We start from the raw sequence: 13165 nt of genomic DNA on the forward strand, positions 1-13165 counted from the left end.
ACAGCCCCCACGGCTCAGGAGTTACTCGAAGAGTTTGCGCTGCGGAACGATGATGACATCGCCCGCGGACAGCACCGTCGTTCCGATGCTGGTCTTGCCCATCAGGATGTCCTCGTAATTGATGTTGTAGATGCGTTCGCGGTTGTTTTCGACCCGCCGAAGCTGAATCCGCTTGGTTGCCGCGAATTTCGAGAAACCGCCGACCGCCGCAAGCGCCTGCAGCAGGGTCGTGCCCCGCTCAAGCTGGACCAGGCCGGGCTGGCCGACTTCGCCCAGGATATAGATCGTGTTCGTCACCGGTGCCGCACCCCCTGCGCCCATGCTTTCCGGTGCGAGATTGTTGAGCGCGACGAAAACCGTCGGCGCGTTGGCGAAGTTCGGAGCCAGTTTGCTGGCGATATCGGCACGCACCTGGTCGACGGTGCGCCCGCCTGCCCGAACCGTGCCTGCCAGCGGCAATGAGATCTGCCCGTCCGGCAGCACCAGCGCGTTTCGGTTGATGCTGGAATCCTCAAGCACTTCGACCCGGACGACATCGCCCGGTTTGATTCTGTAGCTGCTTTGCGCCTCTGCCGGCTGGCCCATCAACGGGGCGATCAGCAGGGCGGCCAAAAATGCGAAAAAAGGTTTCATGCCGAAGTCTCGTACCGTTGTTTTCAAATTTGCATGAAAAGTACTCTCTAGCGGCTGGTACTGGAAGGGATTTCTGGGAAACGCGGCCAAATCGCCCCATGCAGGGACCGCGCGTGCCAAGTTGGCAACAGGTTTCAGGCCCCTCGACAGATCATGGCGCCACCGTGGCAGCGTTAAGGCAATAGTAACAAATTGTCGTTCCAATTTGGCCGCACTTGCATGGTCAGGTGCATCCATGGGTGTTTCGGGTGCGCGTTTGACGGGTATTTTTGCGAAGAACCAGGAGGGGCATATGCTGGCTTTCGTAGTTATCGCAGGCGTTACGGGAATGATGGCGAGCGTCGTTTCGATGGCGCTGGTCGGGTCCGTCTGGGTCGCGGTCGGTATTTACGCCGGAACCGGCTTCCTGGTGCTGCTGGCGGTGCTTGGTCGCGGCCTTGTGTGCGATGCGCTCAAATCCCCTGTAACAAAAGGGCTGATGGCTGATTCTGCTGGTTCCGGGAATCATACCGGGTGACGAGCGGCGCGGGCGAATCGCTATTCCGTGGCGCCCTCATGCGTTCAATCTATGACTTGAAGGCTCATTGAGCACGATCTGGAAATAATCGGTGGTTTGCCGGGCGAGTTCGGTGTGCCGATGACGGGAATCCGACCGGAAATCACCCCTCAAAGGCATGTTTGGCGAATTATGGCGAAGGGAAGGCTTTTTTTTGAACCTGTGATGCGTTAACCTTTGTTATCGCCGTCGCTGTTTTCCTTGGGTGGGATGGCGACCTTGTGAACGCAGGAGTCAAAAATGTATTTTAAAACGGCAATTGGAGCCGCCATCAGCTCAATCGTGATGGCAACCGCAGCGGCAGCCGCTACGCTGTCGATCTCGGGTGGGGAGGATTTCGTACTGGGATCGGACCACAATCCCGATTACACGGGGCTGTATGGACCCCTGGTGCCTGGCGTTGGGGTCGGCAGCACGGTGAAAGCCTTTGGGACGCCCTTCGAAGCTTTCAATGGCACGAATGGTCTTGAAATCAGTAGCAACAGCACGGTCAAGATCACGTATCTCGGCAAAGAGGCGTCGGCGACCAACACCGCGCTGAATCTGGATGGTGGCGTTCTCAGCAACCAGACCAGCAGCCCCGGCGACCGTATCTACGCCGACGACATGCCGACCTTCATCGATTTCGCCTTCTCGACGATTATCGGTGGCGGGCCGGAGTCGATCACAAACGGCGTTGGGCAGACCGATGACCGGCTGAGCATCGCGTTCTTCTGGGAAGACGAGAAGAACGTGCTCGCCTTCTTCGGTGATGGGCGTGCTGACGATCTGGGTCGGTCGAGCGACTTCGACGACATGATCGTCCGTATCTCGGTCGTTCCGCTGCCCGCGGGCGGTGTGCTGCTGCTGACGGCGCTCGGTGGTATGGCTGTTGCGCGTCGTCGCAAGAAAGCCTGAACAAGAACGCATATCTCGCTTGCGAGATGAAAAGGGGCCCGGTCGGGCCCCTTTTTCGTTAGGTCGGTGAAAGCACAGTCAGGCGATACAATCGCTTAAAAGAACTCTCTTGCAAAGTGTCATGGCCCCGGGCAGAGCGCGCCCGATAGCCCCGGTCTGCATGGTGATCGGTGGTGATAATGATACCGACCCGGGCATGGTACGCTGCCCGGGCCCACAGGTCCGGCACGCCAAATCAGTCTGCGGTTTCTTCGCTCGTCTGATCTGCCGGGATGGTTTCCAGCAGTTCCTTTGCGTGCTGGATCTGCGGCAGGGGCGCATCGCCTGAAATCCTGACCGCCCGCTCCAGCAACTCGCGGGCATTGGCGACATCTTCCAGCTCCAGGTAGGTGCGGCCGAGGTGATATTGCACCAACGGATCGTTCGGCAGGCCGGCGGCGGCCGGTTCGAGATGGCTCAGCGCGTCCTGGAAGTTGCCGCGGCGGAATTCGATCCAGCCATATGTATCCTGCAGTGCCGGCACCTCGATCCCGCGCAGGCGCCGTGCCACGGCATAGGCGCGCTCCAGGCTTTCGGGGTCGTCGCGGTGGGTCGCAAGAAGGCTGGCAAGGTTGTTGGCAATGACGATGTTGTTGCTGTTTTCCTCGTAAAGCTGGCTGTAAACGTCGATCGCACCGTCGAAATCGCGGTCACGTTCAAGCAGCTCGGCCTTGATCAGGCGCACGTTCAGCGCGTTGGGATTCAGGGCGATCTGGTCCTCGATCAGCGCGCGCGCGTCATCCTGCCGGTCTTCGGCCAGAAGCAGGCTGTAAAGCGACCGGATCACCGCGTCGTTCGCGGGGAAATCGGCCAGAATGCCGCGATAGACATCCTCGGCAATGTCGCGTTCGTCGGACAGCACGTGCAGGCCCGCGCGCAGGAACCGAAGGGCCGGATCTTCCGGGGTTTCGGCAAGCCGTTCCTCGATGATGCCGGTGGCCTCGTCGATATTGCCGTTGCGCACCTGCGTTTGCACCAGCGCCGACAGGGTTTGCAGATCGCCGGAGTCGCGCGAAAGCTGTTCAAGGAACGCGACGGTGTCCTCGACGCGATCCTGCTGGAGCAGCATCTCGGCTTCCAGCCGGTTGGCGACGGCGGTCGCCTCTTCGGTATCGAGCGCGCGCAGCTTCCAGATCGTGCGCTGGGTTTCGTTCCAGTCCTTTGCCCTGACGTTGATCGACCCCAGCATTTCGAGCAGCGGGACATTCGAAGGGGTTTCGTTCAGGGCCTCGGTCACGACGGCCTCGGCTGCTTCGGCACGGTCTTCCCCCACCAGGAAGGTGGCATATCGCAGCGATTCGGTCGGGGCCTTGTTCGAGAACTCCACGGCCAGGGCATAGCGTTCGCCCGCCAGTGCACGGTCGCCTGCGCGTTCATGCGCGCGGGCCATGAGCGTCATGATCTCCGCGTCCCGCGGTGCCTGCGAGAGGGCGGTGCGCAGGTCGATGATCGCCTCGCCCGGCTGATCCTCGTCGATCCGCCAGCCGGCCCGCAGTTTCAGCGCACCGACATGGCTGGTATCGTCGGCCAGGATCTCTTCGACACGGGCGCGTGCGCCCACAGGGTTTCCGGTTGCCAGCAGCATCTTTGCCAGCAGGATCTTGGCGTTGTTGCCCTGTTCGGTGGCCGGGTCGATCCCGTCGACCAGTTGTTCGAGGGTCGATATCGCCTTGTCGCGTTCGCCGTTTTCGAAATCCATCGAGGCCAGAAGCGCGACATAGATCGTCGGGCTTTCTTCGGATGCGGCCAGCCGTTCCAGCTCGGCGCGGGCGGCCTCTTCGCCCTCGGCGTTCCGAAGGAACTGCACGATGGCAAGCTTGGTGCCTTCCTCGGCATCGGGTCGGGCGGCCAGTTCCCGCAGGAAAGCCTCGGCCCCTTCCATGTCGCCCTGGTCGATGTACCACGCGATCAGCAGGCGGCGCGCGCGTTCGTTGTCCGGGAAGGTTTCCACGATGGTGCGGAGCGTGGCGCCGGCCTCGTCCGTCTTTTGTGAGCGAAGCTGCGCGGTAAGCTTCAGCTCGTGCAGTTCGGGGTCTTCGGGGTAGATGTCGATGCCCGCGTCGATCACCGGCAGGGCCTCGTCGTAGCGACCGTTCATGAGAAGCTGGTCGATCACGATACGCCGCGCGATCTTGTTGTCCGGCGTCGAGGCCAGCACATCCCGTGCCTCGTCGGCCAGGTTGGCGAGGGCCGCGATTTCCTCGGCCTGCACCGCGTCGAAGTAATCGAGGGCGATCCGTATCACCTGGACGCGCGGATCGTCGGGCTGCCGCTCGATCACGAACGAGCCGTGACGCCGGGCCTCGTCCCAGCTGCGGCCCTGGATCGCCATTTCGGCAAGGATGATCCTTGCCTCGATCTCTTCGGGATATTGTTCGACGACGCGCAGGAACTGGCCATAGGCCTCGCTCATGTTGCCGCGTTCCATCTGGGCGTGGGCATAGGCCATGCGCGCGTCCTTGTGCATCGGGTCCAGCTTGAAGACGTTGCGAAACTCGACGAATGCCCGCCGCGCGTCGCCCTCGGCCAGAAGCTCCACGCCTCTTTCGAAATGGTCCTGCGCGCGTTCCTCGGAGCTTTGGCAGCCGGTCAGGGCGAGTGTGGCGGAAAGAAGAAGAACCGGGATCACGGGAGAAGTGCGGCGCATGGTTTTTCCTGGTCGAATACAGTGTGGGTTATGTCTCCGCCCAAGGTGGCGGATCGGCGAATGGGATCAGTGTAAATAAGCAAGGCCGTTTGTGAAAGCGTCACAAACGGCCTTGTAACCTGATACCGGGAAAGCGTGATCAGCAGCCGGTGCAGCGCAGCACCACCGCGACGGTCGACAGCAGGACCGAGGCGTCGGTCGACATGCTGATATCGCGGTAATACTGGTTGTCATAGCTTGCGCGCGCAGCAAATGTGGTCTGGTTGCGATCGGAAATCTGCCAGTAACCGGTGATCCCCGGGCGCATTTCGTAATAGGCGGCGCCGGGATACAGGCGCTGCTGTTCCGGCATCATCGGGCGCGGGCCGACAAGGCTCATGTCGCCGATCAGGACGTTCCACAGTTGCGGAAGCTCGTCGAGCGACGTCTTGCGCAGCACACGGCCGAGGCGGGTAATGCGCGGGTCGCTGGCCAGCTTCTGCATGTCGTCCCATTCGGCGCGCGCCTCGGGATCGTTTTCCAGATGCGCCTGCAGCCGTTCATCGGCGTCATGCACCATCGAGCGCAGTTTCCACATGGTAAAGATGCGGCCATCGCGCCCGACCCGCCGCTGCTTGTAGAACGGGTTGCGCCCGTCCAGCGCCACCATCAGCCCGAGGAACACGATGAATGGCAGCACGATCGGTGCGGCAGCCAGCACTGCGGCGACATTGAGGAAGCGTTTGAAAAAGCTGCGGTAAAATCCCGAACGGACAGTGCCGCGCGAGGTGGAAATCGGGGTTGGTTGAACAAATTGAACGTCGGTTGAAAAATTCTTCTGCTGAATAGTCATTTTAACATAAACCCTTAATCGCCTCCACGACCGCAAAGGTCGAAGATGCCAAGTTTTAAATTCACCGCTCGATAGAATGCTTTGTTTATCGCCAGCCAACCGCCGGCTTTTTTGGTGATGGAAAGGTACAACTCGTTATGGATTTGAAGGTAACACCGGGGCGGCATCCCACAAAGAGGAAACTACAAAATTGCCACAATTGCCCGGTTTCACGCTTACGGATACAACCATTGATGGTACATTGTTTAAGTTTGTGGGCAAATGAAAAAAAATACAGTCATTGTCCCCGCTTCCCCGGCTGATCGTAGCAGGTTTGTGGCAGATTTCGGGCCGCATTCTGCGAATCAAGAGGCCTGAGGTCCGGGGGCGGGCAGGGCGCGACACCAAAACACCTTACTCCTGTCCATATCTCAACAAAGCGCGCCTGTAGCCCGGTCGCTGGCGTGATCCGTCCTCTGGCCGGTGGCGTTGCGACCCGTATGTGGTACACACAAGGAGTGGTAACGATGTTTTGGGATAGCGGTTCAGACGTGAACACCCGCGCCGATGACCGGCGGGGCGAGGTGATTCATATCGCAGACAGGGGCCGCCCCGCACCCGATCCCGACGTCGGTCCGTCATCTGCCGGGGACCAGCCGGTCTTTCGCAGCCAGCGGGGCGATCCCGACGCGCCCCATTTGCGTAATGGCAGCACCAGCCGCGCCACGCCGCTTGAGAAAGCGCAGAAAAAGGTCGCGGCCAGCTATACGGTGGATGGTGGCACCGATTCGGGATACAGGGAAAAAATGACCGGCCCTCTCAATATATACACGCAGCATTTCGGCCTGTCTGCGCGACCGTTCACGCTGGTGCCGGACCCCGATTTCCTGTTCTGGTCCGCTGCGCACCGGCGTGCCTATACCATGCTGGAATACGGAACATTGACCGGCTCGCCGATCACGCTGATCACCGGTGAGGTCGGCGCCGGCAAGACCACATTGCTGCACAAGTTCCTTGCCGGTCTGGGCGAGGGCGTCAAGGTCGGCCTGATTTCCAACGCGCACGGGTCGCGGGGCGAGTTGCTGCGCTGGGTGCTGATGGCGCTCGACCAGCCGGCGGAACGGGACGCGACCTATGTCGATCTGTTCGACGCCTTCCAGAAATACCTGATTTCGGAATACGCGACCGGCAACCGGGTGATCCTTATCTTCGACGAGGCGCAGAACCTCAGCGTCGAGACGCTGGAAGAGCTGCGGATGTTCACCAACATCAATTCCAACAAGGACGAGCTGTTGCAGCTTGTCCTGGTGGGACAGCCCGAATTGCGCGATACCATCCACCGGCCGGAACTGCGGCAGTTCGCGCAGCGCATAGCGGCCAGTTTTCACCTCAGCGCGATGGATCAGGAAACGGTCACCGCCTATATCGGGCACAGGTTGCGCGTGGCCGGCGCCGGGAGAAACCTGTTTACCGAGGCGGCATGTCACCTGATCCATGAGCAGACCGGCGGAGTGCCGCGCCTGGTCAATCAACTTTGCGATCTTTCAATGGTATATGCCTTTACCAAGAACCAGAAGACGGTAACCTTGACCACCGTCGAGGAGGTTCTGGCCGACGGTACATTCTTTGCGGCCGGGTCGCGGCCCGACCTTGGATCGGATATATAAAGAGACAGCTTGATGCTTCCTGATATTAAATTTCTTCTTTTGCTGTTCCTGCGGCGACTGCATTATTTCGTCGTGATCGCGCTGGCCGTGGCGGCATTCGGCGTCACCATCGCCTATACCTTACCCGCCGGATACACGGCGCGTGCGACGCTGCTGGTGGAATCGCCGCAAATTCCCGACGATCTGGCGGGCACGACCGTGCGCGCGGGCACCAACGAGGTGCTGCAGATCATCGCCCAGCGTATCCAGACCCGGGCGAACCTGCTGGATATCGCCCGCGAATTCAATGTCTATGCCGGGCGCCCGGACATGAGCGCGGATGAAATCGTTGCCGATATGCGCGGACGCATCGGTATCGACCTGCCGCGCCGGCGCGATGCGGCCTCTTTTGTCTATGTGAGCTTCTCGGCGCAATCGGGGCAGTTGGCGGCGCAGGTGGCGAACGAGGTCGTGACCCGTATCCTGAACGAAAATCGCCGCCTGCGGACCTCGGTCGCCGGTCAGACGCTGGAATTCTTCAAGCAGGAAGTGGCGCGGCTGGACGAGGACCTTGCCGAACAGGGCGGGCGTATCCTGGCGTTCAAGCAGGCGAACCAGGGTGCCTTGCCGGACAGTCTCGATTTCCGTCGGGCCCGGCAGGCCTCGTTGCAGGAGCGCGTCCTTCAGATGGAGCGCGAACTGGCCGGTCTGCGCGACCGCCGCGCCCGGCTGACCGATCTTTACGAGCGCACCGGCGAGGTGAGTTTCGACGAAGAGAAACTGACGCCTGAAGAGCAGAGGTTGCAGGATTTGCGCAATGAACTGGCCTCGGCCCTTGTGCTGTATTCCCCTCAGAACCCGCGGGTGCGCGCGCTCCAGGGCCAGATCGAGGTGGCCGAGCGGATCGTCCAGGAGCAGCGCGCCAAGCGGACCGGCGTCAGCGAGGCGATGAGCGCGTATGAAATCCAGCTGGCCGATCTCGATGCCCAGATGGAATTCATCGTCGTGGAAAAGACCCAGCTCGAAAAGGAGCTGGAGGCGCTTGAGGCGTCGATCGACAAGACCCCGGAAAACGCCATCGTGCTGAGCACGCTGGAACGCGACTATGAAAACCTGCGGGTGCAGTACCAGCAGGCGACGACCGACCTTGCCGCCGCCCGCACGGGCGACCAGATCGAGGCGCAGTCGCGCGGCCAGCGGATCACGGTCGTGGAACAGGCGACGCCCCCGCGCGTGCCGACATCGCCGCCGCGCAAGAAGATTGCCGCCGCGGGTGTCGCCGGCGGGATCGCCCTTGGCGGGGCTTTCATTTTCCTGTTGGAACTGCTGAACCGTTCGGTGCGCCGGCCGGTCGATCTCAGCAATCGGCTGGGGATCGCCCCCTTTGTTTCGGTGCCGTATATCCGTACCCATCGTGAGCGCGTTGTCCGGCGCTCGATCATCATCGGGGCGATCGTCGTTGTCACGCTCGGGATTCCCACGGTGCTGTATCTTGTTGACCAATATTACCTGCCCCTCGATCTGTTGATCGAACGGGCGATGGACAAAACCGGGCTTGGCGCCCTGATCGAGCAGTTGCGTAACGCGTTTTAACAGGAAAGACATTCATGGAACGGATACAGGCAGCGCTGAAAAAGGCCCGCGAGGAACGCGATCAGACGACCCCCGCGGCCCCGGCCCCGACCGGGCAACCCCCGGCGGAGACGCATGAAAGAAAGCCGGACCCGCTGGTGCTGCAGCAATCGCAATGGGTCGGCGATTGCGAGGCGCTGTGGAAATCGGTCAAGGGGTTCAACCCGTCCGACCGCTGGCTGAAACGCAACCGCATCTTCGCCTTCCAGTCCTGCGAAGAGGCCGTGCCGTATGACGTGATGCGCACCAAGGTCTTGCACAACATGCGCAAGAACAAGTGGTCGCGCCTGGCGATCACCTCGCCCTCGCTTGGTGCGGGAAAGACGATGACCAGCCTCAACCTGGCCTTCAGCCTGGCGCGCCAAAGTGATCTGCGCATCATGCTGATCGAACTGGACATGCGCCGCCCCAGCATTTTCAGGACCCTCGGGATCAAGGAACCGTGCCAGTTCTCCAAGGCGCTGGCAGGCGAGGCCGAGCCGCAGGATCACATGCTGCGTTACGGCCGGAACCTGATCATCGCCGCGAACCAGGCACCGGCGCGCAACCCCGCGGAACTGTTGCAAAGCAACCGGGCCGCACATGCGATCGACCAGATCCAGGCCGCGTTCCAGCCCAGCATCATGATCTTCGACACCGCGCCGCTTTTCGCCGGAGACGACACGATGGCGTTTCTGGACCAGGTCGATTGCGCCCTGCTGATGGCCGAGGCCGAGAAATCGACGACCGAGGAAATCGACAAGAGCGAACAGGACCTGGCGGCACGCACCAACGTGCTGGGCGTGGTGCTGAACAAGTGCCGCTATCTCAACCGGCACGAGGAATATGGCAAGACCTACGGGTATTGAAGGGGCGACCGCCCCTGCCTGCGAAGCCTGCGGATCACCCGGCTTTTCACATAGCGGTTGAGTATCCTCTCACCAAGGCCGGGTGCCGCTTTGCTTGTCAGCCAATGCGTTACGCTGGACGCCCGCAGATCCGAGAAATAGCCGTCATACCTTGTCTGGACCAGTACCCGATCGCCATCCACGATAAGCGGCGGCACGTCGCCCTGGGCCGCGCGCTTTTCCAGTATCCTGTATCGGATGGGTCCCTGAGCATGATCGCCGGCAAGATGCGATGCCTTTGCGCCACGGCCCAATGCCAGGTTGATGCCCGCGCCAAGCGCGCCGGGTCCCACCATTGAGAAGCCGTCGAATCTCCAGGAGCGGTGGATCATTTCGGTCGCGTACTCGATGGTACGGGCCAGAAAAGGGTGCCCCGGTGTGCTGCAGATAAAGGCATTGAACACCGAATGTGGCGGCCCGCCCGTGCCGGCTTCGGCGGGTACGATGAATTCGTCATCGGTGCCGATAATCTGGTCCAGCGGCGTTTTGCAGACCGAGTCGATATCGGCGTACACCCCTCCGTGTTCGTAAAGAACGCAATAGCGCCAGAGATCGGCACGAAACGCCCCCTCGGTCAGTTTTCCATAGGCATCGGCCACGCGTTTGTCGAAATGGCTGCGCAGGAACGGGAGGTGATCGGCATCATCGTAAAACCGATACTCGTATCCGGGATTGAGGCCAGACCACGACATCGCGGCGGAATGCATGGCGTCAGGCACATCCGCAGTTTTGAACGTCTGGTGCAGGATGCGCGGAATCCTTTGTTCCGGTTCCGGCTGGCGCGCCGCAATGGATTTCGGAATGGTATGTGTCATTGCATAGATACCTGTCGCGACGGCCTCGGTGTATGGCGGTGCCTCGCCTGATCGGGGTCAGGAAGGCCCCGGTGTTTTCCATCGTGTTTTCTGAACCGATAGATGCGGAATAAGACAAAATCCGGGAGAAAGGGGCACGGTTTCGAGATGTTTTGAAACGCGCATTGCATGGAAGCGGCATGATACGACACCAGGTATCCGGTGCCGGCGGGACTGGGCGCATACATTTATTCGATGCCCGTAGCCCGGGTTTTCTGCGGGCCGTCCGGCAGGCAGATGCGCGAACACATCATGCCTGCAGGCCCAACCTGTTGAGCATTCTGTAATATTTCATCTTCAGGCTTTTGACCCTGCGCGTGTTGGCGTGCGGCCAGGGGAGGCCCGGTTCGGGGTCCCCCAGGAAGCGGCAGAGATTGGTCCAGTTCACCTCGCCCTTGTTCAGGTCGAGCGAGATGAAATCGTCCGGCCGGTCGGCGAAATACGCCTGAACCTCGGCATTGTGGCGGTCGTATCGTGCCAGCCACGCCTCTTCGTGTCCCAGCGGGTAGGGGCTGCCATAGATCAGTTGATGTATGGCGTTCGGGTGATCGGCGAAATCCTTGCGCGCGCTGTCGATCCAGGCATCCCGGGCGCGGGTGATGTGAATGAAGCGGGAGCCGGGAAAGGCGGTATCGAGGTCGCGGTAAAGAAGCGGCCAGGGCGTATCCTGCGCGGCGTCGAAATCCTGCGCCGTTGCCAGGGCCCGATCCCGCAGGTCATCCCAGGTAGTGTCGAAATTCTTTCCGTAGTCGCGGAACTGATAATAGCCGGCCACGCGATAGCCCAGCTTTTCCAGCGCCAGCCCCAGCGAAGAGGTGCCGGTTTTTTGAAAGCCGAGGCAAAAAACCTTGCGGGTCTTCATCGGTCGGGTCGCCTTTGGTCCGGTTAACGCGGGTTTCGTGAAGTGTTGCAGGATTTCCGCGCGGCTGCAACGCGGGCCGGTGGCTTAATCCGCGCTCACAGCTTTCATCGACAACAGCCGTTTCTTCTTTTGCTCGGTCAGGTCATATCCGACCGGGCTCCCATCCTCCAGGTGGTCCGGGTCGCGCAATATCGTGGTGCCATCCGCATCCACACGCCAGATCGACGCGACCGCCCCATCCGGCGCATAGACCATCCTGTCGCTCCATGGCGCCGACCAGAACAGCAGCGGATCGTAGTAAACGTCGCGCGCTTCGGCGTCGTAATCCACGTTGGCCAGCCGTTTGCCCGTCTGTCCACGGGCCTCGTATTCGCGCAACTGGTGTCCCGGGAATGCGACCGAGATGAAAGAAGGCGCGCTGTCCTGCGCACCGTTATAGGCGAACACCCCGATATCGACGCGGTTGGTGATCCGTTTCTTGCCGCGCCCGGCAATGAAGGGATCGTGCCAGTCTATAGTGATCTCGGCACGTGCATTCCCCGGCCCCTGCGGCGTGATCCGCACGCGCGCGGGATCGCCCTGCAGCAGAACCCAGGTGAATTGCAGGTCGCGCCCGTTCGGGTCTTTCGTCGTCTCGGCCGACACCACCATGCGCTTGGTGTACTCCGGCCCGCGCCAGATCCGCCCGATCGCCGCGGGCGTGTTGAAAAGAAGCTCCGACATGTCCGCCAGCCCGGCCTCGGGTTGGAAGCTTTCTTCGACGACATTCAGCGCGACGATGGGCGGAATCTCGTCGGGTTTCAGGCTCGACGCGAGCGAGACCATTCGTTCGGGCGCAAGCTGCCCTTTGTCGAAGACGACCGGGTGGGCGCTGCCCGACATGTAATGTTCACGCGAATAGATACCCTTGAGCGAGCGGCGCAGGATCATTTGCAGCGTGGGCGCCACAAGCCGGTTTTCGCGCAACGCCTCGCGGGTGTCCGCGGGCATCGCGGCCAGCGCAAAGAACAGCGCGCGCAGGAACGGCTTGTCGGACCGGGACGAGCCCTGCGTGGTCAGCGTATAGGGCCAGTTGACCGGGAAAAGATCGGCATCGTCATGGTCACGATGCTCGGGATAGACGTAAAGGTGGTTGCTGACATAGGTCAGGAACGCCTGCGCGCTCAGGTGCGAGGTGGTCATCGCCAGCCGGGTCTGGCTGCGCGGGGCAGGGCCGTTGACGATCGCGGTCGAGGAATTGCCCACCACGATGGCGGGCAGGATGATCCGCCCGCCAAGGCCGACATCGGCCTTTTTCTTGCTCAGCTCCTTGCTGAACTGAAGGTGTGGCAGGCGCGGGAACATGCCCATCGGCAACCGTGAATGATCCCCGTCGCGGTTCTCGTATATGATTCCATCGAAACCGCCTGCGATCCCCTCGTGTTCCAGCCGGCGCAGCATTGCCGCCTCGGGAGAGTCGTCGCCGGGATCGACCAGCGGCAGCGCGGGGGAAGTGACGGGCATCTCGAAATCGGGGGCGCCCAGCGCAATATTTCCAATGGGTTGCAGGCTTTGTTCGTCCACCACACCGGGCTCTGCCGGCGCGGGCGAGGGCAGCAGCCAGGCCGCGCAAAGCGCGGTGCAGCACAGGGCTAAGGCGTGGGGCGACAGCAGGCGCATGGCGCCATTTTCCGCCATCGCCCGCCATATCGCAAAGTCTTT

At 61.4% G+C, this 13165-nt stretch carries 11 protein-coding genes; 5 read left to right on the forward strand and 6 right to left on the reverse strand.

The window, feature by feature from the left end:
- Positions 1–21: 21 nt before the first annotated feature.
- On the reverse strand, positions 22–870 hold the full coding sequence (locus tag F3H87_RS01040) for a polysaccharide biosynthesis/export family protein (RefSeq protein ID WP_223227933.1): 849 nt from the start codon (positions 868–870) through the stop codon (positions 22–24).
- Between F3H87_RS01040 and F3H87_RS01045 the strand changes: the two genes are divergently transcribed.
- Both F3H87_RS01045 and F3H87_RS01050 read left to right on the forward strand, forming a co-directional pair.
- Positions 869–1150: a hypothetical protein gene (locus tag F3H87_RS01045; protein WP_149786876.1), complete on the forward strand. Its 282-nt coding sequence runs from the start codon at positions 869–871 to the stop codon at positions 1148–1150. The genes F3H87_RS01040 and F3H87_RS01045 overlap by 2 nt on opposite strands.
- 279 nt (positions 1151–1429) lie before the next feature.
- Positions 1430–2086 (forward strand): VPLPA-CTERM sorting domain-containing protein, encoded by a 657-nt coding sequence (locus tag F3H87_RS01050; RefSeq protein WP_149786875.1) that lies wholly within the window; start codon positions 1430–1432, stop codon positions 2084–2086.
- A gap of 235 nt (positions 2087–2321) precedes the next feature.
- Here the strand turns inward: F3H87_RS01050 and F3H87_RS01055 are convergent, their stop codons facing one another.
- Both F3H87_RS01055 and F3H87_RS01060 read right to left on the reverse strand, forming a co-directional pair.
- Entirely contained in the window at positions 2322–4772 is a 2451-nt protein-coding gene (locus tag F3H87_RS01055; RefSeq protein WP_149786874.1) for a tetratricopeptide repeat protein, read from the reverse strand.
- Between the two features lie 139 nt (positions 4773–4911).
- Positions 4912–5604: a sugar transferase gene (locus F3H87_RS01060; protein WP_149786873.1), complete on the reverse strand. Its 693-nt coding sequence runs from the start codon at positions 5602–5604 to the stop codon at positions 4912–4914.
- Between the two features lie 506 nt (positions 5605–6110).
- Here F3H87_RS01060 and F3H87_RS01065 point away from each other — a divergent pair.
- Genes F3H87_RS01065 through F3H87_RS01075 form a run of 3 tightly spaced genes read left to right on the forward strand, consistent with a single transcriptional unit; the run spans position 6111 to position 9709 of the window.
- Positions 6111–7250: an ExeA family protein gene (locus F3H87_RS01065; RefSeq protein ID WP_223227934.1), complete on the forward strand. Its 1140-nt coding sequence runs from the start codon at positions 6111–6113 to the stop codon at positions 7248–7250.
- A 12-nt stretch (positions 7251–7262) separates the two neighbouring features.
- Entirely contained in the window at positions 7263–8822 is a 1560-nt protein-coding gene (locus F3H87_RS01070) for a GumC family protein (protein WP_149786872.1), read from the forward strand.
- A 14-nt stretch (positions 8823–8836) separates the two neighbouring features.
- Entirely contained in the window at positions 8837–9709 is an 873-nt protein-coding gene (locus tag F3H87_RS01075; RefSeq protein ID WP_149786871.1) for a CpsD/CapB family tyrosine-protein kinase, read from the forward strand.
- On the opposite strand, the gene F3H87_RS01080 is transcribed toward F3H87_RS01075, so the two are convergent.
- The 3 genes from F3H87_RS01080 to F3H87_RS01090 form a co-directional block, all read right to left on the reverse strand.
- Positions 9697–10467, reverse strand: a complete 771-nt coding sequence (locus F3H87_RS01080) for a glycosyltransferase family 32 protein (protein ID WP_188129145.1) — start codon at positions 10465–10467, stop codon at positions 9697–9699. The genes F3H87_RS01075 and F3H87_RS01080 overlap by 13 nt on opposite strands.
- Before the next feature lie 385 nt (positions 10468–10852).
- Positions 10853–11464, reverse strand: a complete 612-nt coding sequence (locus F3H87_RS01085; protein ID WP_149786869.1) for a sulfotransferase family protein — start codon at positions 11462–11464, stop codon at positions 10853–10855.
- An 84-nt stretch (positions 11465–11548) separates the two neighbouring features.
- Positions 11549–13123 carry a hypothetical protein gene (locus F3H87_RS01090; protein ID WP_149786868.1) on the reverse strand — a complete coding sequence of 525 codons (1575 nt, stop codon included), beginning with the start codon at positions 13121–13123 and terminating at the stop codon, positions 11549–11551.
- Between the last annotated feature and the right edge of the window lie 42 nt (positions 13124–13165).

Origin of the sequence: Lutimaribacter pacificus (genome assembly GCF_900142185.1) — a bacterium.
Lineage (GTDB): Bacteria > Pseudomonadota > Alphaproteobacteria > Rhodobacterales > Rhodobacteraceae > Lutimaribacter > Lutimaribacter pacificus.

Coding starts and splice junctions, on each gene's coding strand:
- F3H87_RS01050 (WP_149786875.1), top strand. CDS start 1,430: ATGTATTTTAAAACGGCAATTGGAGCCGCCATCAGCTCAATCGTGATG.
- F3H87_RS01045 (WP_149786876.1), top strand. CDS start 869: ATGGGTGTTTCGGGTGCGCGTTTGACGGGTATTTTTGCGAAGAACCAG.
- F3H87_RS01060 (WP_149786873.1), bottom strand. CDS start 5,604: ATGACTATTCAGCAGAAGAATTTTTCAACCGACGTTCAATTTGTTCAA.
- F3H87_RS01075 (WP_149786871.1), top strand. CDS start 8,837: ATGGAACGGATACAGGCAGCGCTGAAAAAGGCCCGCGAGGAACGCGAT.
- F3H87_RS01040 (WP_223227933.1), bottom strand. CDS start 870: ATGGATGCACCTGACCATGCAAGTGCGGCCAAATTGGAACGACAATTT.
- F3H87_RS01065 (WP_223227934.1), top strand. CDS start 6,111: ATGTTTTGGGATAGCGGTTCAGACGTGAACACCCGCGCCGATGACCGG.
- F3H87_RS01090 (WP_149786868.1), bottom strand. CDS start 13,123: ATGCGCCTGCTGTCGCCCCACGCCTTAGCCCTGTGCTGCACCGCGCTT.
- F3H87_RS01070 (WP_149786872.1), top strand. CDS start 7,263: ATGCTTCCTGATATTAAATTTCTTCTTTTGCTGTTCCTGCGGCGACTG.
- F3H87_RS01055 (WP_149786874.1), bottom strand. CDS start 4,772: ATGCGCCGCACTTCTCCCGTGATCCCGGTTCTTCTTCTTTCCGCCACA.
- F3H87_RS01085 (WP_149786869.1), bottom strand. CDS start 11,464: ATGAAGACCCGCAAGGTTTTTTGCCTCGGCTTTCAAAAAACCGGCACC.